This is a genomic window from Mycobacterium sp. MOTT36Y (genome assembly GCF_000262165.1).
In the GTDB taxonomy this organism is placed as follows: Bacteria; Actinomycetota; Actinomycetes; order Mycobacteriales; family Mycobacteriaceae; genus Mycobacterium; species Mycobacterium intracellulare.
The window spans coordinates 5,386,716-5,413,215 of the sequence record NC_017904.1 but is presented as its reverse complement, the minus strand read 5'-3'; the positions used below and the strand labels follow the sequence as shown (position 1 = coordinate 5,413,215).

The window sequence follows — 26,500 nt, the reverse complement described above, 5'->3', positions numbered from 1 at the left end:
TATCGGCAGGTCATCGCCCATAATGATGACTCATTATGGGCGGCGGCGCGGCGCAGCGATCACACCGCTGGGTGCTGTTGAAGGGCCGGCTCGTCGCCGGCATCGCTTCGGCCTTCGTCATGGCCATCACCGGAATCGGCTGGACGGGTTACCACACCGCCCTGGGCCGGATCATCATCTCCCACGCGCTGCCGAATGGGGCGGCCTCGCTCGGCGACAACCAGAACATCCTGCTGATGGGCCTGGACAGCCGGTTGGACCAGAACGGTCGGCCGCTACCGCAGGAGGTTTACGACGCGCTGCACGCCGGCGACGAAACCTCGGGCGGCTACAACGCCAATGTGCTTATCGTCGTGCACATTTCGGACCGTGACGGGCCCGTCACCGCGGTGTCGATTCCCCGCGACGACTACGCCGAGCTGCCGGGCTGCCCCGGCTCGGTGTGCACGGGCAAGATCAAGCAGGCGTACGGCCTGGCGTATCAGCAATCGTTGAACACGCAGGCCGCCGGGGACTCGGGCGGCGCGGGGTCGACCGATCTGGCGGCCCGCGAGCAAACCGCCCGCGAGGCCGGCCGCAAGGCCGAAATCAGCGCCGTCAGCGACTTTTTGGGTATCTCGGTCGACCACTTCGTCGAGGTCACGTTGGGCGCCTTCTACCAGATCGCCAAGGCGGTGGAGCCAATCACGGTGTGCCTCAACGGCGATACGCGTGATAGCTACTCGGGCGCGGACTTCCATCAGGGTGTGCAGCGCATCGATGCGGCCGACGCGATGGCCTTCGTGCGGCAGCGGCGCGACGAAAACGACGGCTCGTTCACCGATTTCGATCGGACGCGGCGCCAGCAGGCGTTCCTGGTGTCGTTGGTCGAGGCGGCCCGCAGCGGCGGCGCGCTGTCCAGCATGAGCGGGCTGCGCAAAATGCTCGAGGTCGCCCGGGACAACGTCGCCGTCGACGCCGGGCTCGACCTCGGGCAGTTCGCGGCGCGGGCCTCGCGGCTGACCGGGCGGCCGCTGTCGCTGTACACCCTGCCGATCTCCGGCTTCGGCAAGGACGCGAACGGCTCCGACATCAACCTCGTCGACCTTGCGGCCATCCGGCGCATCGTCAACGAGCGCTTCATGTCCGACGCGCCGGCCGCGCTCGACGCCGCGTCGCCGGCGGCCCAGTCACCGCCCGCGCTGACCGAACCCGTCATCCTCGACGTCGTCAACGCCAGCTCGCGCGACGGACTCGCGGCCGCCCTCGAGGAGGCCCTCACCGGCCGGGGCTTCACCCGGGGCAGCGCCACGACTGCCGCCGCCCCCGCCGACGACAGCACGATCGAATACGGTCCCGGGGCCGACGCGGGAGCGCAGGTCCTGTCCGAGCAACTGCGCGTGCCCGCGACCGCGGATCCCTCGGTGGCCTCCGGAACCGTCCGGCTGACCGTGGGAACGCGGTTTCCCGCGGCGGACTACCTCTCCCATTCCGAAGCCCAACCCGGCGCGGCCGGCGACGCGCCGTCGTCCGGGCAGGTGAGTGCGGTCGCCGCCACCGGCAGCGGCGACCGCGCCCCGGCGCCGACCGACCTCAGCCAGATGACGGACTCGAGCGTCCCCTGCGTCAAGTAACCGCGCGGCCCGATCCTTTCTACTGCTCTCCCAACCGGCTGGTTAGTATCGCGGTTATCACCGATGAGCGGCCGCCCCGCGGCGGGACTCTGCTCGGGAAGGACAATGATGACCACCGAATCGGTTGCATCGCAGGCATCGCTCTCCAAGGACTCCACGAACGGGACCGGCTCGGCCGACGTCGCCGCCACGGTTGCCCGGCTTCGTCAGACCTTCGCCACCGGACGCACCCGCGACGTCGACTGGCGCAAGCGGCAGTTGCTGCAGCTGGTGAAGCTGATGGAGGAGAACGAGGCCGCGCTGGCCGCCGCGCTCGCCGAAGACCTGGACCGCAGCCCCTTCGAGGCCTACATCGCCGACATCGCCACCACCGCCGGTGAGGCCAAGTACGCGGCCAAGCGCGTGCGCAAGTGGACGCGGCGCAAGTATCAACTGCTGGAGCTGCCGCAGCTGCCCGGCCGCGGCTGGGTGGAATACGAGCCCTACGGCACCGTGCTGATCATCGGCGCCTGGAACTACCCCTTCTACCTCACGCTGGGCCCGGCCGTCGGGGCGATCGCCGCCGGCAACACCGTGATCCTCAAGCCGTCGGAAATCGCGGCCGCGTCCTCGCGCGTGATGGCCGAGCTGGTGCCCAAGTACCTCGACAACGACGCCATCGCGGTCATCGAGGGCGACGGCGCGACCAGCCAGGAGCTCATCGCCCAGGGCCTGGACCGGGTGATGTTCACCGGCGGCACCGAGATCGGCCGCAAGGTCTATGAGGGCGCGGCGCCGCACCTGACGCCCTGCACGCTCGAGCTCGGCGGCAAGAGCCCGGTCATCGTCGCGGCGGATGCCGACGTGGAGGTGGCGGCCAAGCGGATCGCCTGGATGAAACTGCTCAACGCCGGACAGACTTGCGTCGCACCGGATTACGTGTTGGCCGACGCCACGATTCGCGACGAACTGGTCGACAAGATCGGCGCCGCCATCACCAAGTTCACCTCCGACAAACCGGACGGCATGCGGGTGGTCAACCAGCGGCAGTTCGACCGGATCAGCGGCTACCTTTCCGGCAAGGACGGCACGGTCACCGTCGGCGGGGCATGCGACGCGTCGACGCTGCGCATCCAGCCCGCGGTGGTGGTGGACCCCGACCCGGACGGCCCGCTGATGCGGAACGAGATCTTCGGTCCGGTCCTGCCGGTGATCACCGTCCAAAACCTGGACGAGGCAATACGTTTCGTGAACTCGCGGCCCAAGCCGCTGTCGGCGTACCTGTTCACCAAGCGGCGCGAGACCCGCGAGCGGGTGATCAAGGAGGTGCCGGCGGGCGGCATGCTGGTCAACCACGTCGCCTTCCAGGTGTCGACGGCCAAGCTGCCCTTCGGTGGCGTCGGCGCGTCGGGCATGGGCGCCTACCACGGCAAGTGGGGCTTCGACGAGTTCAGCCACCGCAAGGCGGTCCTCACCAAGCCCACCCGCCCCGACCTGTCGAGCTTCATCTACCCTCCATACACCGAGCGGGCCTTCAAGATGGCCCGCCGGATGTTCTGACCCGGCTTCGCCGAACCAGTTGCTAGACAAAGTTTTTCACAGCAGAGAGGAACCTAATGCCCGGAGTGCAGGATCGCGTCGTCATCGTCACCGGAGCCGGTGGGGGACTGGGCCGTGAGTACGCCCTGACCCTCGCCAAGGAGGGCGCCAGCGTCGTGGTCAACGATCTCGGTGGCGCCCGCGACGGCACCGGCGCCGGCCACAACATGGCCGACGAGGTGGTCAAGGAGATCAAGGACGCCGGTGGCCGGGCGGTCGCCAACTACGACAGCGTCGCCGAGCCCGAGGGCGCCGAGAACATGGTCAAGACCGCGCTCGACGAATTCGGCAAGGTCGACGGTGTGGTGAGCAACGCGGGCATTCTGCGCGACGGCACGTTCCACAAGATGTCCTTCGAGAACTGGGACGCCGTGCTCAAGGTGCACCTCTACGGTGGGTACAACGTCATCCGCGCCGCGTGGCCGCACTTCCGTGAGCAGAGCTTCGGCCGGGTCGTCGTCGCCACCTCCACCAGCGGGCTGTTCGGCAACTTCGGGCAGGCCAACTACGGCGCGGCGAAGCTCGGCCTCGTCGGCCTGATCAACACGCTGGCCCAGGAAGGCGCCAAGTACAACATCAAGACCAACGCGGTCGCGCCGATCGCCGCCACCCGGATGACGCAGGACATCCTGCCGCCGGAGGTCTTCGAGAAGCTCACCCCGGAGTACGTCGCCCCGGTGGTGGCCTACCTGATGACCGAGGAGCTGACCGACACCGACTCGGTGTTCATCGTCGGCGGCGGCAAGGTGCAGCGCACCGCGCTGTTCCAGAACGACGGCATCACCTTCGACAGCGTGCCGTCGGTCGAGGACATCGCCGCCAAGTGGGGCCAGATCACCGACCTGTCCGCCGCCCAGCAGGCCAGCTTCAAGCTGGGCTGAGCCCGGCCTTCCCGAGTGGTCGGCGGGTCAGGCGAGCAGCGCCTCGCGCAGGCGCTCCACGTCTGACTCGCTGACGCTCGCGGCGCGCAAATAGGCGTCCAGCGAACCGAATTCCTCGTCGATGGTTTGGCGCGCGGCGGCCAGGTAGACCTCGCGGACCCCGAGCACGCCGTCGGACAGCCGCGCCTCGGTCCAGGTCACCACCTCCGGGGTCAGCTCGGCGTCCTGGCGCTGCGCGATCATCGCGGAGATCTGCGCCCGCAGGGCGGGCGCGGCGTCGTTGCTGCGCAGGAAGTCGGCCAGGATGGTGTCGCGGTCGATGCCGATCGCCTCGAGCACCGTCGCCACCACGAAGCCGGTGCGGTCCTTGCCGGCGAAGCAGTGCGTCAGCACCGAATGCCCGTCGGCCAGCAGCGAGATGACGCGGTGCAACGCCCGCTGCGCCCCGTTCCGCGTTGGGAATTGCCGGTATTCGTCGATCATGTAGCGGGTGGCGGCCTCATCGACGGATTGGCCCGACTGCTCCTCGGCCCCCTCGCCGGTGAGCAGGCGCTGGAAGGCGTGTTCGTGCGGCGCCGCGTCGTCGGTCCCGGCGTCCTGCTCGCCGAGATCGGGGAAGGGCAACAGGTGCACCTCGACGCCGTCGGGAACCAGCCCCGGCCCGCGCCGCGCGACCTCACGGGCCGCCCGCAAATCGGCGACGTCGGTGATGCCCAGCCGGCTCAGCGTCGCGCGGCCGTCGTCGTCGAGCCCGCTCAGTTCGCCGGAGCGGAACAGCCGCCCGGGTTTGAGCGCCGGCGCGCCGTCGGAGACGTCACGAAAGTTCCACGCGCCCGACAGTTCTCGCAACGCCTCAGTCATGCGCGGTGACCGCCGCGGCGAGCGCCGACTTTTCCCGGCCCAGCTCGGCGCGCGCGATGGTTCGCATGTGCACCTCGTCCGGGCCGTCGAAGATCCGCATGGCGCGGTGCCAGCCGTACAGGCGGGCCAGCACCGTGTCGTCGCTGACGCCGGCGGCCCCGTGCACCTGGATGGCGCGGTCGATGACGTCGCAGGCCACCTGCGGGGCCACCGCCTTGATCTGGGAGACCAGCAGGTGCGCGGCCTTGTTGCCATGCTGGTCGATGGTCCACGCCGCCTTCTCGCACAGCAGCCGTGCCTGGTCGATCTCGTTGCGGGACTTGGCAATTGACTCGCGCACCACGCCCTGCTCGGCCAGCGGGCGCCCGAACGCCACCCGCTTCTGGGCGCGGTCGGACATCAGGGCCAGGGCGCGCTCGGCCCCGCCGAGCGCGCGCATGCAGTGGTGGATGCGGCCCGGCCCGAGCCGGGCCTGGGCGATCGCGAAGCCGCCGCCCTCTTCGCCGAGCAGGTTGGTGGCCGGCACGCGCACGTTGTCGTAGACGATCTCGCAGTGGCCGTGCTGGTCCTGCCAGCCGAAGACCGGGGTGGAGCGCACCACCGTCACGCCGGGCGTGTCCATCGGCACCAACACCATCGACTGCTGCTGGTGGCTCGCGGCGTCGGGGTTGGTGCGGCCCATGACGATCAGGATCTTGCAGCGCGGGTCGGCCGCACCCGACGTCCACCACTTGCGGCCATTGATCACGTAGTCGCCGCCGTCGCGCACGATCGAGGTCTCGATGTTGCGGGCGTCGCTGCTGGCCACGGCCGGCTCGGTCATGGAGAAGGCGCTGCGGATCTCGCCGGCCAGCAACGGCTCCAGCCACTGCTTGCGCTGTTCCTCGGTCGCGAACAGGTGCAGCGTCTCCATGTTGCCGGTGTCGGGTGCCGCGCAGTTGAGCGCCTCGGGGGCGATCTCCAGGCTCCAGCCGGTGATCTCGGCCAGCGGCGCGTATTCGAGGTTGGTCAGGCCCGATTCGGCCGGTAGGAACAGGTTCCACAGGCCCCGCTGCTTGGCCTTGATCTTCAGTTCCTCGACGACGGGCGGAACCGTGTGGTCGTGCGGGCCGGCTTCGTGACGAAACTTGTCGTAGTCGGCCTCGGCCGGGAACACGTACTCGGTCATGAAATCGGTCAGCCGCTTGTGATAGTCGCTGGCCTTGGCCGACATCGCGAAGTCCATGCCCGTCACGATAGGTCACGCGTTATTGGACGGCGCGAGCAGACGCAAAATCGCATGCTGCAGTGCGGATTAGTGCGATTCTGTGTCTGCTCGCGGCAGGATTGGGGCGTGACCGAATCCCGCCCCCCGTTCCCGCCGTTCACGCGGGAGACCGCAATGCAGAAGGTGCAGGCGGCCGAGGATGCCTGGAACACCCGCGACCCGCACCGCGTCAGCCTGGCCTACACGGTCGATTCGCGGTGGCGAAACCGCGGCGAGCACATCGTGGGCCGCGACGAGATCGTGGCGTTCCTGACCCGCAAGTGGCAGCGCGAACTGGATTACGCGCTGCGCAAGGTTCTTTGGGACTTCCACGACAACCGCATCGCGGTCCGCTTCCAATACGAGTGCCGCGACCGGTCGGGGCAGTGGTATCGCAGCTACGGCAACGAGCTGTGGGAGTTCGCCGAGTCGGGGCTGATGGCCCGCCGCGAAGCCAGCATCAACGACGTGCCGATCGACGAATCGCAGCGACGCATCTTCGGGCCCCGCCCGTCGTCCGAACGCGGCCACGACATCCCGCTCTGGTAGCGGCGGGCAACAACGACGCCTTGTGACCCCACAACGGTGTGGCCGCTACTGCATCGGCATGCGGCGGCGAACCATCGACCGGGAGTCGATCGCCCGCCGGCGGGGTATCCCGCCCCGGGTGGCCCAGAGCCGATCACCCATCCATGGCGGAACCTGGTTAAGGTAGCGAAGCGCGCGGCCGAGCCAGCGCCACGCCCATCGGCACGGACAGTACGTAAGAGTACGGAAAGTAGATGTACGCGCCATGACAGATGCGCAGACGACGGTAGGAGTGGTCTCCGAGTCCGGGGCCGACGAGCGGCGGGTCGCGCTGGTGCCGAAGGCGGTGGCGTCGCTGGTGGGCAGCGGCGTGGCGGTCGTGGTCGAGTCCGGCGCGGGCGAACGGGCGCTGCTGCCCGACGCGCTCTACACCGAGGCCGGCGCCACCATCGGGGACGCGTGGGCCGCCGACATCGTGGTCAAGGTCGCGCCGCCGACCGCGGACGAGGTCGGCAAGCTGCACAGCGGGCAGACGCTGATCGGCTTCCTGGCGCCGCGCAACGCCGAGAACTCGATCGGCGCTTTGAAGCAGGCGGGCGTGCAGGCGTTCGCCCTGGAGGCCATCCCGCGGATCTCGCGCGCACAGGCGATGGACGCCTTGTCGTCGCAGGGCAACGTGGCCGGCTACAAGGCCGTGCTGCTGGCGGCCTCGGAGGCGACCCGGTTCTTCCCGATGCTGACGACGGCCGCCGGAACGGTGAAGCCGGCCACGGTGCTGGTGCTCGGGGTCGGGGTGGCCGGGCTACAGGCGCTGGCGACGGCCAAGCGGCTCGGCGCCCGCACCACCGGTTACGACGTGCGGCCCGAGGTGGCCGATCAGGTGCGCTCGGTGGGCGCGCAGTGGCTCGAGCTCGGGATCTCAGAAACAATCACAGCGGCCGGCGAGGGCGGATACGCCCGCGAGCTGACCGACGAGGAGCGCGCGCAGCAGCAGCAGGCGCTGGAGAAGGCCATCAGCGGCTTCGACGTCGTGATCACCACAGCGCTGGTCCCGGGCCGTCCCGCGCCGCGGCTGGTGACCGCCGCGGCCGTGGAGGCGATGAAGCCCGGCAGCGTGGTGGTGGACCTGGCCGGCGAGACCGGCGGCAACTGCGAGCTCACCGAACCCGGCAAGACGGTCGTCAAGCACGACGTCACCATCGCGTCGCCGCTGAACCTGCCGGCGACGATGCCCGAGCACGCCTCCGAGCTCTACAGCAAGAACATCACCGCTTTGCTGGACTTGCTGCTCACCGACGGCAAGCTGGCGCCGGACTTCGACGACGAGGTCATCGCGGACTCCTGTGTGACGCGGGACTGAGAGGACTACATGTACGACGAATTGTTGGCCAACGTGGCGATCCTGGTGCTGTCCGGGTTCGTCGGGTTCGCGGTCATCTCCAAGGTGCCCAACACGCTGCACACGCCGCTGATGTCGGGCACCAACGCCATCCACGGCATCGTGGTGCTGGGCGCGCTGGTGGTGTTCGGCTCGGTCGAGCACCCCTCGCTGGCGGTGCAGATCATCCTGTTCGTGGCCGTCGTGTTCGGCACCCTGAACGTCATCGGCGGGTTCATCGTCACCGACCGGATGCTGGGCATGTTCAAGGGCAAGAAGAAACCGGTGCCCGCCGCGAGTGAGGAGCCGGCCGCCAAATGAACTACTTGGTCATCGGCCTGTACATCATTTCGTTCGCCCTGTTCATCTACGGCCTGATGGGCCTGACCGGGCCCAAAACGGCGGTGCGGGGCAACCTGATCGCCGCGGTGGGCATGGCGATCGCGGTGGCCGCGACGCTTGTCAAGATCCGCCACACCGACCAATGGGTGCTGATCATCGCCGGCCTGGTGGTGGGCGTGGTGCTCGGTGTCCCGCCGGCGCGCTACACCAAGATGACGGCGATGCCGCAGCTGGTGGCGTTCTTCAACGGCGTCGGCGGCGGCACCGTCGCGCTGATCGCGCTGTCGGAATTCATTGAGACGCAAGGCTTTTCGGCGTTCCAGCACGGTGAGTCGCCGACCGTGCACATCGTGGTGGCGTCGTTGTTCGCCGCGATCATCGGGTCGATCTCGTTCTGGGGATCGATCATCGCGTTCGGCAAGCTGCAGGAGATCATCTCGGGCGCACCGATCGGTTTCGGCAGGGCCCAGCAGCCGGTCAACCTGCTGCTGCTGGTCGCCGCGGTGGCCGCGGCGGTGGTGGTCGGGGTGCACGCCCATCCCGGCACCGGCGGGGCGTCCCTGTGGTGGATGATCGGGCTGCTGGCCGCGGCGGGCGTGCTGGGCCTGATGGTGGTGCTGCCCATCGGCGGCGCGGACATGCCCGTGGTCATCTCGCTGCTCAACGCGATGACCGGGTTGTCTGCCGCGGCCGCCGGTCTGGCGCTGAACAACACCGCGATGATCGTGGCCGGCATGATCGTCGGCGCGTCCGGCTCGATCCTGACCAACCTGATGGCCAAGGCCATGAACCGCTCGATCCCCGCGATCGTCGCCGGCGGCTTCGGCGGCGGCGGGGTGGCCCCCAGTGGCGATGGCGGGGGAGACAAGACCGTCAAGGCCACCTCGGCCGCGGACGCCGCGATCCAGATGGCCTACGCCAACCAGGTGATCGTGGTGCCGGGCTACGGCCTGGCCGTCGCGCAGGCGCAGCACGCGGTGAAGGACATGGCGGCCCTGCTGGAGGACAAGGGCGTGGAGGTCAAGTACGCCATCCACCCGGTCGCCGGCCGGATGCCCGGGCACATGAACGTGTTGTTGGCCGAGGCCGAGGTCGACTACGACGCCATGAAGGACATGGACGACATCAACGACGAGTTCGCGCGCACCGACGTCGCGATCGTCATCGGCGCCAACGACGTCACCAACCCGGCGGCCCGCAACGACGCGTCCAGCCCGATCTACGGCATGCCGATCCTCAACGTGGACAAGGCCAAGTCGGTGATCGTGCTGAAGCGATCGATGAACTCCGGGTTCGCGGGCATCGACAACCCGCTGTTCTACGGCGAGGGCACCAGCATGCTGTTCGGGGATGCGAAGAAGTCGGTGACCGAGGTCGCCGAGGAACTCAAGGCGCTATAAAGCGCTGGCGCTGGGCGTTTAAACGGGCGGGTATGCCGGCGGCGGGTACCCGTTGCCGTCGGTGACACCGCGCAAGCCCCAGGTGAGGTACCGCATGAAGAACTCGATCTCGTCGCTTCCGTCGTAATCCGGGCTCGGATCCATCGGTCCCACCTCTCGAATCTCGTTCGAGGAGGAGTCTAGTCGCATGCCCGTCGACGTGACACCCGGCGTTTTTGCTTAAACTGTCCAACCAGTTGATTGATAGTTATTCTTGGCCGCACCGGGCCTGGCCTGCCCGTACCGACGATAGTGAGAACAGATGCCCACCGACAGCGTCACACCCAATGGGCAAACGCGGCGCGAAGAGCTGCTGGCCGTCGCCACCAAGCTGTTCGCGGCGCGCGGCTATCACGGCACCCGGATGGACGACGTGGCCGACGTGATCGGCCTGAACAAGGCGACCGTCTATCACTATTACGCCAGCAAGTCGCTGATTCTGTTCGACATCTACCGCCAGGCCGCCGAGGGCACGCTGGCCGCCGTGCACGACGACCCGTCCTGGACCGCGCGCGAGGCGCTCTACCAGTACACCGTCCGGCTGCTGACCGGCATCGCCAGCGATCCCGAGCGCGCCGCGGTGTACTTCCAGGAGCAGCCCTACATCACCGAGTGGTTCACCAGCGAGCAGGTCGCCGAGGTCCGCGAGAAGGAAGCGCAGGTCTACCACCACGTGCACGGCCTGATCGACCGCGGGATCGCCAGCGGCGAGTTCTACCAGTGCGATTCGCACGTGCTGGCGCTGGGCTACATCGGCATGACGCTGGGCAGCTATCGCTGGCTGCGGCCCAGCGGGCGGCGCTCCGCCAAGGAGATCGCGGCGGAGTTCAGCACGGCGCTGCTGCGCGGACTGATCCGCGACGAGGCGATCCGCACGACGTCTCCGCTGGGTCCTTAACCGCGCAGGTGCTTGTCGAGGAACGCGAGCTGGTCGGCGACCACCCGCTCGAACGCGTCGTCGACGTAGATCGCGAAATGGCCCTCGGGATACAGCTTGACCTCGCCGCGGGGCGCTCTGGACGCGTGGCGCAGCGTCGCCGCCGCGGGGGCCACCGAGTCGGCCTCGCACACGCAGAACAGGATCGGGCAGGCGATCTCCGGCGTCAGGCGTCCCGGGCGATAGGTGAAGACCTGCAACGCGATTCGGGCGGCGACCTCATTGCGTAGGTCGGCGCCATCGGGCACCAGCCGCAGGTAGCCCTCGTACGCGTCGGGCGTGTTCATCAACGCGACCTCGCCGGGCCGCCCCGCCGTCGCGACCATCACCGGTGGCCCGCCCCGCTTGCTCGCGAGCACGTCGCGCACCGCCCGCGCGGTGATGCGCGCGGTGATCAGCGGGTTGGTGATGGTGCGCGCGGACGCGATGCCGTCGGTGAAGGGGCACTGGGCGACGGCCGCGGCGATGCCCGGCAGCCGCGCCGCCGTCGCGATCACGTGACCGCCGGCAAAAGAGGTGCCCCACAACGCGATTCGAGCGGGATCGACACCCGGCAGGGTGCGCGCGTAGTCGACGGCCGCGGCCCAGTCGGCGAGCTGCATGCCGACGTCGAGGACCTGACGGGGCCGGCCCCCGCTGTCGCCGAAGTTGCGGTAGTCGAACACCAGGCACGCGTAGCCGGCCGCGCTGAAGCGTTCGGCGTAGGCGTCCAGGCGCATGCTCCGCACGGCGCCCAGGCCGTGGGCCATCACCAGCAGCGGCGCGGGGCCGTCGCCCGGCGGGCGGTAGAGCCAGGCGCTGATCAGGTCGTCGCCGGACGGGAACCGAAGGTCTTCGCGTGTGGTCATCAACGGTTGATTCTGCCCCCGCGGTCCACGGGCGGTCCGCAGGTATGCGCGCCCAAATTAATGGACTAGTGTCTAGAAACGTTTTGAGCGCTCAACGGACGGAGACTGTCATGGCGATCCGCGTCGCGCACGTCGGTACCGGCAACGTCGGTGGGCTGGCCCTCGCCGAACTGATCACCAACCCCCAGTTCGAGCTGACCGGGGTGTGCGTCTCCACCCCGGAAAAGGTGGGTAAGGACGCGGGCGAGCTGTGCGGCGTCGGCCTGGACGCCGGCGTGGTGACGGGCGTCGCGGCCGTCGACGACCTGGACGCCATCATCGCCGCCAAGCCCGAGTGCGTCGTCTACTGCGCGATGGGCGACACCCGCCTGCCCGAGGCGATGGCCGACGTCATGCGCATCCTGGCCGCCGGGATCAACGTCGTCGGGTCCTCGCCGGGGCTGCTGCAGTACCCGTGGGGCGTGATGCCCGACAAATACATCGCCCGCGTGGAAGACGCTGCCAAGCAAGGCAATTCGAGCATCTTCATCAGCGGCGTCGACCCCGGGTTCGCCAACGACCTGATCCCGTTCGCGCTCGCCGGGACGTGTCAGCGCATCGAGCAGGTGCGCTGCATGGAGATTCACGACTACGCGTCCTACAACGGGACCGAGGTCATGGACTACATGGGATTCGCCAAGCCCATGGACGAGATCCCGATGCTGCTGCAGCCGGGCATCCTCAGCATCGCCTGGGGCACCGCGATCCGTCAGCTGGCGGCCGGCCTGGGCATCGAGGTCGACGAGATCACCGAGTCCTACCAGCGCGAGCCCGCGCCCGAGGACTTCGACATCGCGGTCGGCCGCGTCGCCAAGGGGACCGTGGCCGTGCTGCAGTTCGAGATCCGCGGCATGGTCAAGGGCCACCCCGCCATCGTCATCGAGCACGTCACCCGGCTGCGGCCCGACCTGCGCCCCGACCTGCCCCAGCCCGCCTCGGGCGACGGCTCCTACCGCGTCGAGATCACCGGCGAGCCCTCCTACGCGGTCGACATCATTCCCAGCAGCCGCAAGGGCGACCACAATCACGCCGCGATCGCGGGCGCCGCGGGCCGCGTCGTCAACGCCATCCCGGCGGTGATCGCGGCGCCCCCCGGCATCCGGACCACGCTCGACCTGCCGCTGGTCACCGGAAAAGGCCTTTACGCACCAAGCACTTTGGTGACCAGTTAATCGAAAGGAGCCCCCTGTGGGACGGGTAGACGGCAAAGTTGCGCTCATCAGTGGCGGTGCGCGCGGGATGGGCGCCGAGCACGCGCGGCTGCTGGCCGCCGAAGGCGCCAAGGTGGTGATCGGCGACATCCTCGACGACGAGGGCAAGGCGGTGGCCGACGAGATCGGTGACGCGGTGCGCTACGTGCACCTCGACGTCACCCAGCCCGACCAGTGGGACGCCGCCGTGCAGACCGCGATCGGCGAATTCGGCAAGCTCAACGTGTTGGTCAACAACGCCGGGACCGTCGCGCTCGGCCCACTGAAGAGCTTCGATCTGGCCAAGTGGCAGAAGGTGATTGACGTCAACCTGACCGGGACGTTCCTGGGCATGCGGGTGGCCGTCGAGCCGATGATCGCGGCCGGGGGCGGCTCGATCATCAACGTGTCGTCCATCGAGGGCCTGCGCGGCGCGCCGATGGTGCATCCCTACGTCGCCTCCAAGTGGGCGGTGCGCGGCCTGGCCAAGTCCGCCGCCCTGGAACTGGCGCCGCACAACATCCGGGTCAACTCCGTGCACCCGGGCTTCATCCGCACCCCGATGACCAAGCACCTGCCCGAGGACATGGTGACCATCCCGCTCGGCCGCCCGGCCGAGTCCCGCGAGGTGTCGACCTTCATCCTGTTTTTGGCCAGCGACGAGTCGTCGTACGCCACCGGCAGCGAATTCGTCATGGACGGCGGCCTGGTCACCGACGTGCCGCACAAAAACCTGTTCTAGGGCGGTGCTATAACCGCGAGCATGCTGAGCAGTCTGGCAAGCCTGGTCGGGCCGAACCACGTCGTCACCGACCCCGACGTGCTGGCGGCGCGCAGCGTCGACCACACCGGCCGTTACCGCGGGCGGGCCAGCGCGCTGGTGCGGCCGGGCTCGGCCGAGCAGGTCGCCGAGGTGCTGCGGGTGTGCCGCGACGCCGGCGCGCACGTGACGGTGCAGGGCGGCCGGACCTCGCTGGTGGCCGGCACCGTCCCCGAGCACGACGACGTGTTGTTGTCCACCGAGCGGCTGCACGCCATCGGGGACGTCGACACCGTCGAGAGCCGCATCGAGGTCGGCGCCGGGGCCACCCTGGCCGCGGTGCAACGGGCCGCGGCCGCGGCCAATCTCGTGTTCGGCGTGGACCTGTCCGCCCGCGACACGGCGACCGTCGGGGGCATGGCGTCGACCAACGCCGGCGGCCTGCGCACCGTCCGGTACGGCAACATGGGCGAGCAGGTCATCGGCGTCCAGGTCGCGCTGCCCGATGGCTCGCTGCTGCGCCGCCACAGCCGGGTGCGCCGGGACAACACCGGCTATGACCTTCCGGCGCTGTTCGTGGGCGCCGAGGGCACGCTCGGCGTCATCACGGGGCTGGATCTGCGGCTGCACGCCATCCCCCCGCACCGGGTGACCGCCATCTGCGGATTCGCCGACCTCGACGCGCTGGTGGCCGCGGGCCGGATCTTCCGCGACGTGGACGGCATCGCGGCCCTGGAATTGATCGACGGCCGGGCCGCCGCGCTGACCCGCGAGCATCGCGGCGTCGGGGCCCCGGTCACCGGGGACTGGCTGCTGCTGGTGGAGCTGGCCGCCGACCATGACCAGACCGAGCGCCTCGCCGACTTGCTCGACAACGTGCCCATGTGCGGCGAACCGGCGGTCGGCGTGGATCTTGCCGCGCAGCAACGGTTGTGGCAGGTACGCGAATCGCTGGCCGAGGTGCTGGGCGTGTACGGTCCGCCGCTGAAGTTCGACGTGTCGCTGCCGTTGTCGGCGATCAGCGAATTCGAAAGGCACGCCGTTGAATTGGTCAGCACCCACGCCCCCGGGGCGCTGCCGGTGCTGTTCGGGCATATCGGCGAGGGCAACCTGCACCTGAACGTATTGCGTTGCCCGGGCGAGCAAGAGCGGCGCCTCTATGAGCCGATGATGGACCTCATCGCGCGATGCGGGGGCAACGTGAGCTCCGAGCACGGCGTCGGCAGCCGCAAGCGGCCCTACCTTGCGATGTCACGCGAACCCGCCGACATCGCCGCGATGCGCACCCTCAAGACCGCGCTGGACCCGACCGGCTACCTCAACGCGGCGGTGTTGTTCGACCGATCGCCGTGATGCGTCCGCTACCAGAGGCAACGCCCACCAAGTTGAAGATCGACGCTACGAGATTGCCATCCTCCGTGTCGTGATTCTCTCGGTTTCAGGATGCTCCTGCAGGGACACGCGATGCATGCCTGTGTTCGCGCACGAAGTCGATCGTGCCAACATATGCGAAGCTTTGAGGTGGCACGCCAGAAGGTAAAAGTTCACCGATTGACATCGGAACTGCTAGACGAGTCGCGTTTTCGATTCGAATCCCGCTTCCCATCAAGGAATTCGCGTAATAGCGGTCGAAGTCGACGCGGTCGATGCAACCTACACGGTTAAATCGTCGCCAAAGACTAAGGGGCGCGGCGTTGACGGTGGCACCGACCTTGAAGTATCCGACAATCAGCTGGACCGGCGCTGTCGCGTACACCCACACAAGATCGACGTCCTTGGCTAGCGGCCGCTTACGGAACTCGATCTTCTTGCGGCCCTGCATAATCGCCTCTGCGTAGCGTGGGTGGACTGACATTACTACCTGTCGGCCAGTCGCTGATGAATCCATTTGGTGCCAGCCTCCCTCACTTGTTGAACGGTTTGCGGTGGTGCCTTTAATACTTCGTTCGCCTGCAACTCTGCCAAGGTCCACGGGGGATCGAGGACCCAATCCCTGCGGAACATAATGACAAGTACCTGTGACGAGTGTTGTGCGAGCAATTCCACATCCTCGGCGGTGTACACAGTGCGGCCACCAACCATGTTCATGACGTTTTCGGCTGATGCTGTTCGGTGCGTCTCCTCGGCGACGCCAACGACTTCCACCGTCTTGAAGCCCCCTGACCGATAGAAGAGGATAATGTCACCTGGCTCTATGTTGTTCGTTGAAGCATTGCACAAGTACGCCTTTCGAAGCGCATTCCCCCACGGTCTACTCTTCTCCCCTGCGAGGTCGGGAAAGACCAACTGGCCCATTGGCCCGGACATCGCACACTCTGGGAACAGCTGATTGTGCCAATGATTGCGGATGGGTATGACAAACGCGGAGGCAGCGGCTGATACCGCTGGGGGCCCGTACCGGATGTGATAGTCCAGTGGGTTCAATGTTTCGTCGCGCGGCTTGAACACCTTGACGAGCGTGGTCTCCCCTTTTTGCGACCGACCGGCACTGACGTATCCGAATTGGCCAAGGAAATCGATCAGAGGCTGGTGATGATCCCAAACCTCCACGTACGCGCTGCTGACATGGTGATCATGATGCGATTGAAGGACCGCCTTCAACAACAGCTCACCATATCTACTGCCGGAAAACTGTTGTGCCACTTTAAAAGTCGATATCTTGCTCACGGGATGCACGAAATCGTACTCGCAGTCATCCTCGCGGATCTTCACAATGGCGATCGCGGCGTATGTGCCATCGTCCTCCTTGACGACGAAACACTCGCGGTTGCTCGAATCTCCTTGCACTTTGGCAATCCATGCGTCGAAATTCTCGTAGTCGTCACGGATACTGCCGAAGATTTTCTGCTCCACGTCGAGCGCGTACGACGGCAAGTTCTCGACCTGCGGCGGCGGTGGAATGGCGGCGGGCTCGAAACCCTCAAGCATGGCCACTGCGTCTGCGAGGGTGAGGACACGTGTGCCCACGCCGATGCGCGTTGCCCTCTTTCGCAGTCGGCCGTCGTCGCTGACAAGGAAGTTAACCGAATTCGAATACAGCGACGCCAGAATTCGTCGGTCGCGGTGGTCGTTCGTGTCGCGCTCAACAGGACCTAGTTCGTTGTCAATCGACGAATGGATCGGCGACTCAGCCAGCGTGTCAAACTTATCGATCTCTGCGAGACGCTGTTTGGCGCGGGCCGCGTCTTTGCCGCCCGCGAGTTCATCGCGACTGGCCGGGTGCACAAAGATGTAGTGCCGTTGCTTCATAGCCAAACGCATGAAGGCTGCTGCAGGACCCATGCCCGCTTCCATTTGGCCTGCAAACGGCTCTAGCGCGATAAGAGCGTTCGTGTCGAGGAGGAATCGCAGTGGTGAGGTCGGACCACCCGCATCTTCAACCTCATCCGCCACGGTCGCGATTATCGCCTTTGAACGAAACATTCGACCGCTGACACGCCCCGCAAAGCATCGTGGTTGCTCGAATAAAGGCCTGCTGTTCCGGCTTTCCTTGGAGGTATGTGTGATTTCTCCTCCGACCCGGCGATGCTGACCGCGCCCGAGTGCCGGCGCGCACGCCCATAGCATTTGGCGAAAGGATCACATCGAGTCGTTTTCTCAAAGCGTCAGGCAACGCTCCGTTCGTTAATTGCATCATCGTTTTCGCGATGAACCGGTGGAGAAACCATGCCTTGATTGCCCAAAGGCCCTCGCTTGCAGTCCAATGAAACGGGCTAGCTCGACATCGAGCTATCTGACGTGCGGACAAAGGTTATGGTTAATCGCGGTTATCAACACAATTCAGTTGCATGCGGGACATTGTTAAGTGCTGGCGAGATGGACCGAGCTCAGTAATCCTCTGGCGCGACGGGTCTGGAGGGGCCTGCTGGACTTCTTACTATCGGTGCGGCTTGTTCGAATGTGTCACACCGCGCGACACCAAACGATCAGTTGCCCTTGATGCCGACCGCGTGCCGCAGCTGCGCGAGGAACTGATCCGCGTCGTCGCTGCGCACGATGTAGTGCGAGATCGCGATCCGGATCACCGTCGCCGCCTTCACCGCGGAGTTGGGCCCGGGCAGGTGCCGCTGTAAGCCCTCGCGCATCTGCGGGATCACCCACGAGAACTGGGCGATGGTGTGCTCGGGCTCGACGTCGACCATCCGCACGCCGGAGTACGAGTGCTGGTAATCGACGATGAACCGCAGCACGGCGTCGAGCTTGTCCACGCCCTTGAGGCCCGCGGTGGCCTTAACGAGGCCGCTTTCGAAGATCTGTCGCTCGTAGGCCGAAAACGCCGACAGCAACTCCTCTTTGGACGCGAACCAGCGGTACAGCGTCGGGCGGGAGACGCCCGCCTGGGTGGCCACGTCGGACAGGCTCAGCTTGGTCTTGCCGTTGCGGCCGAGCACCTCGGCGGTGGCCGCCAGGATGCGCTGACGGGTCGAGGTGTCGGTGTCGGCGATCGTCGTCGACCGGATCGGGTGGCTCATCTTTTCGCCTCCACGTTAGGCCCGAGGCGGGCGCCGGCGCACCAGCACCGACTGCTGGATGGCGCCGACCGCGCCCTGCTCGTCGAACAATGTGCCGATCGTCGTCCCGATCCCGTCCGGCCCGTAACTGGTTTCCGCCCTGATCCCGATCCAATCACCGTCGGGGACACGAAACACGTGCACGGCCAGATCGGTGTTGAGGAAGGTCCATTTGGTGATGTCCAGCTTGCTGCCGATGCCGTTGGCGCAGTCGGCGACCGCGAACAGCCGTTCCAGCTGGGTCATGGGCTCGCCGTTGACCAGGTCGACGGTCGGGTTGATCCACGATTCGCCCGGGCCTTCGCTCAGCGGCTCGGTCAGCCACAGCCACTCGAGGCTGTGCACGTAGTTGCGGTCCCAGTCCTTGGCCTTGAGGTTGCGGTCGTAGGCCTCGGCCCTCGGCCGGGGCAGGGGAGCCGCGGCGTGCGCGAGCTCCCGGGTGTCCTGGTGCTGCAACCGCCAGCCGCTGGCGCGCGCCACCGGCCGGGGCGCGCCGTCGGGGCCCGGGGCCAGCATCTCGGCGCTGACGAGTTCGATCTGCTTGCCGGGCCGTTGCACCTGCGAGCGGACCCACAGGTCGCCCTCGGCCGGCACCCCGCCCAGCAGGTCGATCACGACCCGGGACAGGCGGGTGTCGTCGCGATGTTCGCACCGCTCCAGCGCCCGGACCAGCAGCCCCGACACCGGACCGCCGTGCTGGATCGCCGCCGACCAGGTGCCGCGCGCCAGGTCGGTCGCCCGGAACTTCTCGCCCGGCGCGTCGGCCGGGTCGATCAGCTCGTAGTAGGCGTCGGTCATCGTCAACCTCTTCGGGGGGTCAGGGCAGGCCGGCGCCGGGAGTGGTCACCGTGACGGCGTCCAGCCGGGAAAGCCGGGTGCCGGCCAGGCGCTGAGGATAGGCGTCCGTGCTCGACAACAGAAACAGGGTGCGGCGCTGCGGGCCGCCGAGGGCGCAGGCGATGGCGACCCGATCGCCCATGTCGATCCGGTCGGTCACGTCCCCGCCCGCCACGATCCGCTCGAACTGGTGGGCCAGGGTCATCGACGTCCACACCCCGCCCTCGGCGTCGAGCGCGATGCCGTCGGGCGGCCCGTCCAGGCCGTCGGCGAAGATCCGGCGGTCGGTCAGCCCACCGTCATCGCCGATCGAAAACGCGGTCAGTCGCCGGCCCGTCGACTCGGCGACGATCAGCGTCTCGCGGTCCGGGGTGATCACCATCCCGTTGGGGAAGTCGAGATCCTCGGCGACGACGGTCGCGCTGTCGTCGGGGTCGAGGCGGACGATGACGCCGCCGCGCAGCGCCTGGCATCCGATGTAGGCGCGGCCCACGTCGTCGATGACCATGTCACCGAGGTTGGCCGGCGCCACGTCGGCGAGGTCGGCGATGGTGGCGACGCTTTCGCCGTCGTAGCGCAGCACCCGCCGGTCCTCGGTCGACGCGATCAGCAGCGAGCCGTCGGGACGAAAACCCAGACCCGACGGCGAGTGCCCGGGCAACGGCAGCGTGGTCAGCGAGCCCCCCATGGTCGAGGTGTGGACCGCCTCGCCTAGCATGTCGGAGAACCACAGCAGGCCCTCGAACCAGCGCGGCCCCTCGCCGAAGCAGAACCCGTTGGCCAGCGGCTCGGGGATCATCCGCTCATGCCTTTGGCCAACCTGCCGCTTTACAAAACACCGAAAAAGTGTCACGCACCGCGGGTACCGGTGTCAATCTGCCGACCGGGCGAGTTCTCGTGCGACGGCCTCGTGGTAGGCGTCGATCTTCGCCGGGTTGGCCTGGATGAAGAGCTGATCGGGCAGGGGCGCGTGCTTGTACGCCTCGATCGTCATGGTCCGGGAGAACAGCGTGACGTCCTGGCCCGGCCGGGTGAAGTGGTACGACACGGTGATCCTGCCCTCCATGCCGCCGTTCCCGTCGCGGTCATGGCCCAGGCGGCCGATCGAGGTGAACACGAACAGCGTCGGCCGCACGGCGGCGGCCAGCTGCCAGCGGAAGATCCGGTCGCCGTCGGGCCCCGCTTCCTCCCAGGTGTCACCCACCTTCAGGGGTAGGTCGGGCAACCCGCCGATGTGCGCGCTGCCGGGGTAGGTCTTTGTCCAGTTCAACGGGTTGGTGACGAAGTCGTAGACGGTCTCGGCGGACTGCGTGAACGCGGTCTCCGAAGTGGTGGTCACGATACCCAATGGCGTTGCCTCCCTGCGCTTTTCGTCGGCGGGCTGGTCCGCCGGGCCGCGGTCTTGTTAGCCAAGCTTTACAAATCCTACTCAAAGTGTCACGCTGAGCCCTGAGCTGCTAGCGCGAGAGGTGGAGCGGATTTGACGAAAGCTTCCGAGGAGTCTCAGCAGACCGAGTGGACGGTGCAAGGCCTGCTGGATCTGTTTGACGTGCGGGCCGACGGGCAGGACCGGTTCACCGGCGAGACCGGCATCGCCGGCGGCGACGAACGCCAGGTGGTGGAGGGCACCCAGGTGCTCGCCCAGGCGATTGTCGCGGTGGCCAAACGATTCCCGGACAAGTCGGTCCGGTCGGCGCACGCGGTGTTCTCCCGCGCCGTGACCGTCGGCCCGCCGATCGAGCTGATCCTCGACGTCGTGGCCGAGGGCCGGTCCACCGCCACCGCCGTCGTGGCCGTGCACCAGAACGGCCGCCGGTGCCTGAGCATCACGGTGCTGGCCGACGTCCCGACCGCCGACGTCATCCGTCACCACCTGCCGCGCCCCGAGGTGGCCGCGCCGGCCGACGCCAACGCCTCACCGATGCCGATGGTCGGCCGCGAGCTGCGCCTGGTGGACGTTGTCGACGTCAACAGCCCCGACGAGGTCGGCCCGCCGGAGCTCTACGCGTGGCTGCACTACGACCCCATCCCGACCCGCGACGACCTGGCCAAGGCGCTGCTGGCGTACTTCACCGGTCACCTGGGGATCTCCACCACCATGCGCGCGCACGAGGGCATCGGCACCGCCCAGGCGCACCTGACCGTGTCCACCGCGCCGATGAGCATCTCGGTCGCCTTCCACGAGCCGGCGCGCTGGAGCGGCTGGCTCCTCTACACCCACGAGAGCACCCAGGTGGGCGCGGGCATGTCGTACGTGCGCGGCACCGTGCACGCCGAGGAGGGGGACCTGCTGGCGTCGTTCTCCCAGGAGGCGCTGATCCGCCCGCTGCGGACCAGCGACACCGCGATCGATTCCCGCGCGCGCTTCTGACGGCTGGAAAGTCAGATGCGCTTCACCATCACCCACCCGATGCACAGCCATCCCTACAACCCGGAATTGGTCAGTGGGGACGGCATCGGCAAGGTGGCCGCGGCCACCGAAGCGGCCGGGATCCACGGTTTCGGCTTCACCGATCACCCCGCGCCGTCGCAGCGGTGGCTGGACGCGGGCGGGCATGACGCGTTAGACCCTTTCGTCGCACTGGGTTTCGCAGCCGCCACCACCTCCACCCTGCGGCTGATTCCCAACATCGTCGTGCTGCCGTACCGAAACCCGTTCGTGGTGGCCAAGTCCGGCGCCACCCTGGATCTGCTATCCGGCGGCCGCTTCACCCTCGCGGTGGGCGTGGGCTACCTCAAGCGCGAGTTCGCGGCGCTGGGCGTCAGCTACGACGAGCGCGCCGAGCTGTTCGAGGAAGCGCTGCAGGTGATCCGGGCCGTCTGGACCGAAGACGACATCTCCTTTGAGGGCAAGCACTTCAGCGCGCGCGGCATCACCGCGCATCCCCGGCCGCTGAGCAGCCCGCACCCGCCGATCTGGATCGGCGGCAACACCACCGCGTCGCGCCAGCGGGTGGCGCAGTACGGCGACGGCTGGTGCCCGTTTCCCGCCCCGCCCCAGTTGGCGCAGACCGCGGGCACGGCCACCATCGACTCGGTGCAAAAGCTCGCCGAGGGCATCGAGGACCTGCGACGCAGATGCGATGCGGCGGGCCGGGATTGGTCGGCGATCGACATCACCTTCACCAACTTCGAGGGCGGCGGCCCCGCCGATGACGCGTTCAACGCCGACGCGTACCTCGACGGCCTGGACAGGTTGGCGAAGCTGGGAGTGACGTGGGTCAGTGTCCACCTGCCCGGCGACAGCATGACGCATGCGCTCGAAACCCTCGACCGTTTCCGCACCCTCGTGATCGACGCGGCCTGAATGGACTTCTCCCGCGTCGCGCTCTCACCCGAGGACCAGGATTTCTACGATCAGTTCCGGGAGTTCATCGCCGAGCATGTCACCGATGAGGTGCGGCGGCGTGACCGGGAGACCGGTGAAAACTTCAGTGAACCGGTGCATTTGGCGTTGGGCGAAGCCGGTTATCTGGAATCGGACTGGAAGCTGGAGTCCGAGGGCGGCTTCAATCCGGTGCGCCGCCGGATCTTTCACCTCGAGATCGGTCGTGCCCACGCCCCGTGGTTCCACTGGGGCACCACGGCGGTCGTCGCGCGGTTGGTGCAGCAGTTCGGGGCGGCCGAACTCGTCGACGCGGTGCTGCCGGGCGTGCTGTCCGGCGAGATCCGGCTCTGCCTGGGCTACACCGAACCCGAGGGTGGCTCCGACGTCGCCACCTGCAAGACGCGAGCCGTGCGCGACGGCGACGCGTGGGTCATCAACGGGTCCAAGATGTTCACCTCGAACGCGCAGAACGCCAAGTACGTCTTCCTGCTCACCAACACCGATCCGCAAGGACCGAGACACAAGAACCTGACCATGTTTCTGGTGCCGCTGGATTCGCCGGGCATCGAGATCCAGGGCATCCGCACGCTGGATGGTGACCGCACCAACATCGTGTACTACAGCGACGTGCGGGTCGATGACCTCTACCGGATCGGCGAGGTCAACGGCGGGTGGACGGTGATGCGGTTCGCCCTCGACGCCGAACACGGCATCACCGAGGTCCAAGACCATGGCCTGCAGAACATCTCGATGCTCTCCGAGCACGGCCAGCTGATGGCCGAGGCGGCCGACGGGGTCGCGGCCATCCTGGCCACGCCCAATGCCGACGGGCGCCGCCCGATCGACGACGAGGCGACGAAATACCGCCTCGGGCGCGCCATGGCCCGGATCGAGGCGGCCATGTCGACTCCCGGGATGTACGGGCGCGTGGGCCTCATCCAGACCATGCGGGAGGTCTCCCAGGAATTGATGGACCTGCTGGGGACGGCCTCGGCATTGCCCACCGACACAACGGGTTCCGCGGACGACGGCGCCATCGAGTTCATCTTCCGCCACGGCGTGCCCGCCGGAATCTACGGCGGCACCATGGAGGTGTTCCGCAACATGATCGCCCAGCACGAGCTGGGACTCGGGCGTCCCAGCTACGGCCGCTGACCTTTGCCGCGAGAGTGTCACCACCGACGGTGGCACCCGGGAGATGCGTTGCCAGTTACACTCTCGCGGGATCGCGCGGGCCGCCGGGCAGCTCGGCGAGCACGTCGGCGCGGGTGTCGTCGAAGCTGAGAAATCCCTTGATCGGCAGGCTTTCCGGCGGCGGATCGGGATAACACCAGGCGACGTCCTCGACGACGCGCTCACCCGAGACCAGCGACCAATACGTCGCAAAGCCCTTGTAGTTGCAGTAACTCGACGTCTCGGAGCGCACCAGCAGATCGGTGCGCACGTGCGCCGGGTCGACATACAACCTCGGCTCGAGCGCCGTCTCGAAGAGGATCGTCGTGTCGTCGGTGTCGACCAGCGTGGTGCCGCCGACGCGGACGCGCAGGCGGCGCTGCGTCGGACGGCAGTCGACGCGGTGATAGGGATTGGGCGGGTAGTGCACGAGTTTGCGCCCCTCCTCGAACCACGTGTCGACCGCGTCCCAGGGAACATGAACGAAACCGGGTGCCTCCGGCTCGGGCTCAGTCGGCAGGTCGCCGACGTCGTCGGGCGCGAAGACGTAGCTCAGCGGACGGCCCCGCCGGTGCACCATCAGCGCCCGCTCGGTGTCGATCACCAGCCGCCCGTCCTTGACCGCCTGCACGCGCCGGGGATGCGGCTCGACGTACACAATCCCTTCTGGCCCGTCGGGTATCGCGGGCGAGAAGCGCCCCGCCGGATCGCTGCTGAGCGGTCCCCGCCCGGCCACCAGAGTCATGCGTTCCTCCCGGTTGCAACCACTCATCTAGCTCCGCGTAGGCCATTGTGGTGCACACCGGCCTCGATCCGACAGACCCGGTTGGGGCGGGAGCCCGACCGGAGGGCCGCCGACTAAGCGTGGCGGCATTCGGATTCGTGATTGGGAGTCAGGATGTGACGGGATCTCCGGGTGCGAGCAGGGCCGCGTACTGCTGCTCGAGCAGCTTGGCGACGCCCACCTGCCAGCCCTCTGCCAACGAACGCGACATCGGGTCGGGAAAGATCTCGTCGTCGCCGTTCTCCAGCCCATCGAAGATGCCTTGCGCCACGGATTGCGTTGAGGCCTTGGGGATGTCGAGGCCTCGGGTCATGTCGGTGTCGACGGGACCGGTCAGCACCGCATGAACCCGCACGCCCCGCCCGGCCAGGATGACACGCAGCGATTGCGTGAGGGAGAACGCCGCGGCCTTGGAGATCGAATACGCCGGGATCAGCGGCAACGGCGCCAAGGCGTTCACCGACAGGTTGTTGACGATCGATCCCCCGGATCGCGTCAGCATCGGCAGGAAGGCCTGAATCACGTCGTACGTGCCGAGCAGATTCACCGCAAGGTGCGTCCGCAGGGCGGCGGCGTCGCCGAGATCGTCGTACACCGCCAGGCCGGCGTTGTTGACCAGGACATCAAGCGAGTCGACCCTGGCCACGGCCCGCCGAATCTGCGCGGGGTCGGTGATGTCCAGGGCCAGCGGTGTCACGCGGGAATCACCGTTGCCGGCCAAGGCCTTCCGGGTGCCGACGTACACCCGCCGGGCGCCCCGGTGCAAGGCCTCCGCGACCAGCGCGGCGCCGATGCCACGATTTCCCCCGGTGATCAGCACCGCCCTGCCTGAGATTGTGGCCACGATGACGGCCTCCTTCATTGATTGGTGTCGGATTGGGCAGGCCGCATAGGTGGGGTGGCTTGCCGCGGCCAGTCATTGCGCGACGCCCGCATGTATTCCGATACACGGGGCCGCCCAGATTCATCGGCGGGCAGATCAGAACGGCGAACCGGATGACCCGGTGGCAACGGGCGGCCGGCGCAGGGAGTAGGAACTTACGCATGGCGGGACCGGTGGAAGGCGTCAAGGTCGTCGAACTCGGGGTGTGGGTGGCCGGACCGGCCGCCGGCGGCATCCTGGCGGACTGGGGCGCCGACGTGATCAAGATCGAACCGCCGACGGGCGACCCGGCGCGCATGTTCGGCCGCATGCTGGGCTGCGACATGGGCCTCAACCCGCCCTTCGAAATGGACAACCGCTCCAAGCGCAGCGTGGTGCTCGACCTCGGCACCGACGCGGGCCGCGCCACCGCGTTCGAATTGCTCGCCGGCGCAGACGTTTTCCTGACCAACGTGCGACCCGGCGCGCTGCAGCGTCTGCGGCTGGACTTCGAGTCGGTGTCGGCGGCCAACCCCCGCCTGGTCTACGGGCTCATCACCGGGTACGGCGAAAACGGGCCGGACGCCGATCGCGCCGCCTTCGACGTGGCCGCGTTCTGGTCCCGGGCCGGGGTCGCCCACCTGCTCACCCGGCCCGGCGAGACGCCCCCGTTTCAGCGCGGTGGCATGGGCGACCACTCCGCGGGGATGACGATGGCCGCGGCCGTGTGCGCGGCGCTGCTCGCGCGCGAACGCACCGGGGCCGGTCAACTGGTGACCACCTCGCTGTACCGGCAGGGCGCCTACACCGTGAGCTTCGACCTGAACACCTACCTGATGAGCGGGCAGCCGATCGCGATCGGGCAACGCGAGTCGATGGGCAACCCGTGCATGAACAACTACGCCGCCCAAGACGGGCGGCGGTTCTGGATCGTCGGCCTGGAACCCGAGCGGCACTGGCCGGCCCTGTGCCGCGCCGTGGGGCGACCCGAATGGCGCGACGACCCCCGGTTCGCCGACGCCCGCTCCCGCGCGGCCAACTCGGCGGCGCTGATCGTCGCGCTGGACGAGATCTTTGCGACGCGCCCGCTCGACGAATGGGCGCAGATCTTCGCCGGCGAACCGGATTTCTTCTGGTCGCCGGTCAACACGCTCGAGGACGTCGTGGCCGACGAGCAGTTCCACGCCGCGGGCGGCATCGTCGACGTGCCCGACGGGGACGCGGCCGTCCCGATGGTGGCCACGCCGGCGGATTTTCACGGCACCCCCTGGGCACCGCGTTCTGCGGCACCGGAACTCGGGCAGCACACCGAGGAGGTCCTGGCCGACCTCGAGGCGCGCCGCGGGTCGTGAGGGCCCGACCGGA

General features: G+C 67.7%; 27 protein-coding genes. 15 read left to right on the top strand and 12 right to left on the bottom strand.

The annotated features are described in order from the left end of the window. Positions 1–35 precede the first annotated feature (35 nt). From W7S_RS24790 to W7S_RS24780, 3 genes are all read left to right on the top strand, one after another. The gene (locus W7S_RS24790; RefSeq protein ID WP_008262049.1) at positions 36–1,613 is read left to right on the top strand and encodes an LCP family protein; all 1,578 of its coding nucleotides are present in this window, start codon (positions 36–38) and stop codon (positions 1,611–1,613) included. Positions 1,614–1,718: 105 nt separating this feature from the next. Continuing rightward, on the top strand, positions 1,719–3,152 hold the full coding sequence (locus tag W7S_RS24785; RefSeq protein ID WP_009956640.1) for an aldehyde dehydrogenase family protein: 1,434 nt from the start codon (positions 1,719–1,721) through the stop codon (positions 3,150–3,152). A gap of 56 nt (positions 3,153–3,208) precedes the next feature. Continuing rightward, entirely contained in the window at positions 3,209–4,072 is an 864-nt protein-coding gene (locus W7S_RS24780; RefSeq protein WP_008262046.1) for an SDR family oxidoreductase, read from the top strand. A 27-nt stretch (positions 4,073–4,099) separates the two neighbouring features. Here W7S_RS24780 and W7S_RS24775 read toward each other — a convergent pair whose 3' ends face one another. Both W7S_RS24775 and W7S_RS24770 read right to left on the bottom strand, forming a co-directional pair. Beyond that, entirely contained in the window at positions 4,100–4,933 is an 834-nt protein-coding gene (locus tag W7S_RS24775) for a tyrosine-protein phosphatase (protein WP_008262043.1), read from the bottom strand. After that, on the bottom strand, positions 4,926–6,146 hold the full coding sequence (locus tag W7S_RS24770; protein ID WP_014712544.1) for an acyl-CoA dehydrogenase family protein: 1,221 nt from the start codon (positions 6,144–6,146) through the stop codon (positions 4,926–4,928). Before W7S_RS24770 ends, W7S_RS24775 begins: the two co-directional genes overlap by 8 nt. 120 nt (positions 6,147–6,266) lie before the next feature. On the opposite strand from W7S_RS24770, the gene W7S_RS24765 reads away from it, so the two are divergent. The 4 genes from W7S_RS24765 to W7S_RS24750 all read left to right on the top strand — a co-directional run bounded on the left by W7S_RS24765 (position 6,267) and on the right by W7S_RS24750 (position 9,827). Then, a complete protein-coding gene (locus W7S_RS24765) occupies positions 6,267–6,728 on the top strand; it encodes a nuclear transport factor 2 family protein (RefSeq protein ID WP_014712543.1) in 462 nt (153 codons plus the stop codon). A gap of 244 nt (positions 6,729–6,972) precedes the next feature. Beyond that, positions 6,973–8,067, top strand: coding sequence for a Re/Si-specific NAD(P)(+) transhydrogenase subunit alpha (locus W7S_RS24760; RefSeq protein WP_036429568.1), 1,095 nt, complete (start codon positions 6,973–6,975; stop codon positions 8,065–8,067). A 9-nt stretch (positions 8,068–8,076) separates the two neighbouring features. Then, positions 8,077–8,406 carry an NAD(P) transhydrogenase subunit alpha gene (locus W7S_RS24755; RefSeq protein ID WP_008262035.1) on the top strand — a complete coding sequence of 110 codons (330 nt, stop codon included), beginning with the start codon at positions 8,077–8,079 and terminating at the stop codon, positions 8,404–8,406. Beyond that, positions 8,403–9,827, top strand: coding sequence for an NAD(P)(+) transhydrogenase (Re/Si-specific) subunit beta (locus W7S_RS24750; RefSeq protein ID WP_008262033.1), 1,425 nt, complete (start codon positions 8,403–8,405; stop codon positions 9,825–9,827). Before W7S_RS24755 ends, W7S_RS24750 begins: the two co-directional genes overlap by 4 nt. 18 nt (positions 9,828–9,845) lie before the next feature. Here the strand turns inward: W7S_RS24750 and W7S_RS26720 are convergent, their stop codons facing one another. After that, positions 9,846–9,971, bottom strand: a complete 126-nt coding sequence (locus W7S_RS26720) for a hypothetical protein (RefSeq protein ID WP_003874194.1) — start codon at positions 9,969–9,971, stop codon at positions 9,846–9,848. A gap of 157 nt (positions 9,972–10,128) precedes the next feature. Between W7S_RS26720 and W7S_RS24745 the strand changes: the two genes are divergently transcribed. Then, entirely contained in the window at positions 10,129–10,764 is a 636-nt protein-coding gene (locus tag W7S_RS24745) for a TetR/AcrR family transcriptional regulator (RefSeq protein ID WP_008262031.1), read from the top strand. On the opposite strand, the gene W7S_RS24740 is transcribed toward W7S_RS24745, so the two are convergent. Next, positions 10,761–11,651 (bottom strand): alpha/beta hydrolase, encoded by an 891-nt coding sequence (locus tag W7S_RS24740; protein ID WP_014712542.1) that lies wholly within the window; start codon positions 11,649–11,651, stop codon positions 10,761–10,763. The two genes, W7S_RS24745 and W7S_RS24740, sit on opposite strands and share 4 nt — an antisense overlap. Positions 11,652–11,761: 110 nt before the next feature. On the opposite strand from W7S_RS24740, the gene W7S_RS24735 reads away from it, so the two are divergent. From W7S_RS24735 to W7S_RS24725, 3 genes are read left to right on the top strand one after another with little or no spacing between them, the layout of a single operon-like run. Further along, positions 11,762–12,862 carry a diacylglycerol kinase gene (locus W7S_RS24735; protein ID WP_014712541.1) on the top strand — a complete coding sequence of 367 codons (1,101 nt, stop codon included), beginning with the start codon at positions 11,762–11,764 and terminating at the stop codon, positions 12,860–12,862. 16 nt (positions 12,863–12,878) lie between these two features. Further along, entirely contained in the window at positions 12,879–13,622 is a 744-nt protein-coding gene (locus W7S_RS24730; protein WP_014712540.1) for a glucose 1-dehydrogenase, read from the top strand. Positions 13,623–13,643: 21 nt separating this feature from the next. After that, positions 13,644–14,993 (top strand): FAD-binding oxidoreductase, encoded by a 1,350-nt coding sequence (locus tag W7S_RS24725; RefSeq protein WP_014712539.1) that lies wholly within the window; start codon positions 13,644–13,646, stop codon positions 14,991–14,993. 85 nt (positions 14,994–15,078) lie between these two features. Here W7S_RS24725 and W7S_RS26600 read toward each other — a convergent pair whose 3' ends face one another. From W7S_RS26600 to W7S_RS24700, 6 genes are all read right to left on the bottom strand, one after another. Continuing rightward, on the bottom strand, positions 15,079–15,462 hold the full coding sequence (locus W7S_RS26600; RefSeq protein WP_008262021.1) for a hypothetical protein: 384 nt from the start codon (positions 15,460–15,462) through the stop codon (positions 15,079–15,081). 35 nt (positions 15,463–15,497) lie between these two features. Continuing rightward, positions 15,498–17,033 (bottom strand): GNAT family N-acetyltransferase, encoded by a 1,536-nt coding sequence (locus W7S_RS24720; protein WP_232525863.1) that lies wholly within the window; start codon positions 17,031–17,033, stop codon positions 15,498–15,500. Between the two features lie 533 nt (positions 17,034–17,566). Next, positions 17,567–18,112, bottom strand: a complete 546-nt coding sequence (locus tag W7S_RS24715) for a TetR/AcrR family transcriptional regulator (RefSeq protein ID WP_008262018.1) — start codon at positions 18,110–18,112, stop codon at positions 17,567–17,569. Positions 18,113–18,127: 15 nt separating this feature from the next. After that, on the bottom strand, positions 18,128–18,949 hold the full coding sequence (locus W7S_RS24710) for a thioesterase family protein (protein WP_014712537.1): 822 nt from the start codon (positions 18,947–18,949) through the stop codon (positions 18,128–18,130). A 19-nt stretch (positions 18,950–18,968) separates the two neighbouring features. Then, complete coding sequence (locus W7S_RS24705) at positions 18,969–19,787, bottom strand: SMP-30/gluconolactonase/LRE family protein (RefSeq protein WP_014712536.1); 819 nt, start codon at positions 19,785–19,787, stop codon at positions 18,969–18,971. Between the two features lie 72 nt (positions 19,788–19,859). Then, entirely contained in the window at positions 19,860–20,336 is a 477-nt protein-coding gene (locus W7S_RS24700; RefSeq protein ID WP_008262011.1) for a polyketide cyclase, read from the bottom strand. 132 nt (positions 20,337–20,468) lie between these two features. Here W7S_RS24700 and W7S_RS24695 point away from each other — a divergent pair, with 132 nt between their 5' ends. From W7S_RS24695 to W7S_RS24685, 3 genes are read left to right on the top strand one after another with little or no spacing between them, the layout of a single operon-like run. Then, on the top strand, positions 20,469–21,359 hold the full coding sequence (locus W7S_RS24695; RefSeq protein WP_041298123.1) for an acyl-CoA thioesterase II: 891 nt from the start codon (positions 20,469–20,471) through the stop codon (positions 21,357–21,359). A gap of 15 nt (positions 21,360–21,374) precedes the next feature. Further along, entirely contained in the window at positions 21,375–22,295 is a 921-nt protein-coding gene (locus tag W7S_RS24690; protein ID WP_014712534.1) for an LLM class F420-dependent oxidoreductase, read from the top strand. Further along, positions 22,296–23,471, top strand: coding sequence for an acyl-CoA dehydrogenase family protein (locus W7S_RS24685; protein WP_014712533.1), 1,176 nt, complete (start codon positions 22,296–22,298; stop codon positions 23,469–23,471). It abuts the gene before it with no gap. 55 nt (positions 23,472–23,526) lie between these two features. Here W7S_RS24685 and W7S_RS24680 read toward each other — a convergent pair whose 3' ends face one another. Beyond that, entirely contained in the window at positions 23,527–24,234 is a 708-nt protein-coding gene (locus tag W7S_RS24680; protein WP_008262003.1) for a DUF427 domain-containing protein, read from the bottom strand. A 148-nt stretch (positions 24,235–24,382) separates the two neighbouring features. Further along, the gene (locus W7S_RS24675; RefSeq protein ID WP_014712532.1) at positions 24,383–25,135 is read right to left on the bottom strand and encodes an SDR family NAD(P)-dependent oxidoreductase; all 753 of its coding nucleotides are present in this window, start codon (positions 25,133–25,135) and stop codon (positions 24,383–24,385) included. Positions 25,136–25,317: 182 nt separating this feature from the next. On the opposite strand from W7S_RS24675, the gene W7S_RS24670 reads away from it, so the two are divergent. Then, complete coding sequence (locus W7S_RS24670) at positions 25,318–26,487, top strand: CoA transferase (protein ID WP_014712531.1); 1,170 nt, start codon at positions 25,318–25,320, stop codon at positions 26,485–26,487. Positions 26,488–26,500: the final 13 nt, after the last annotated feature.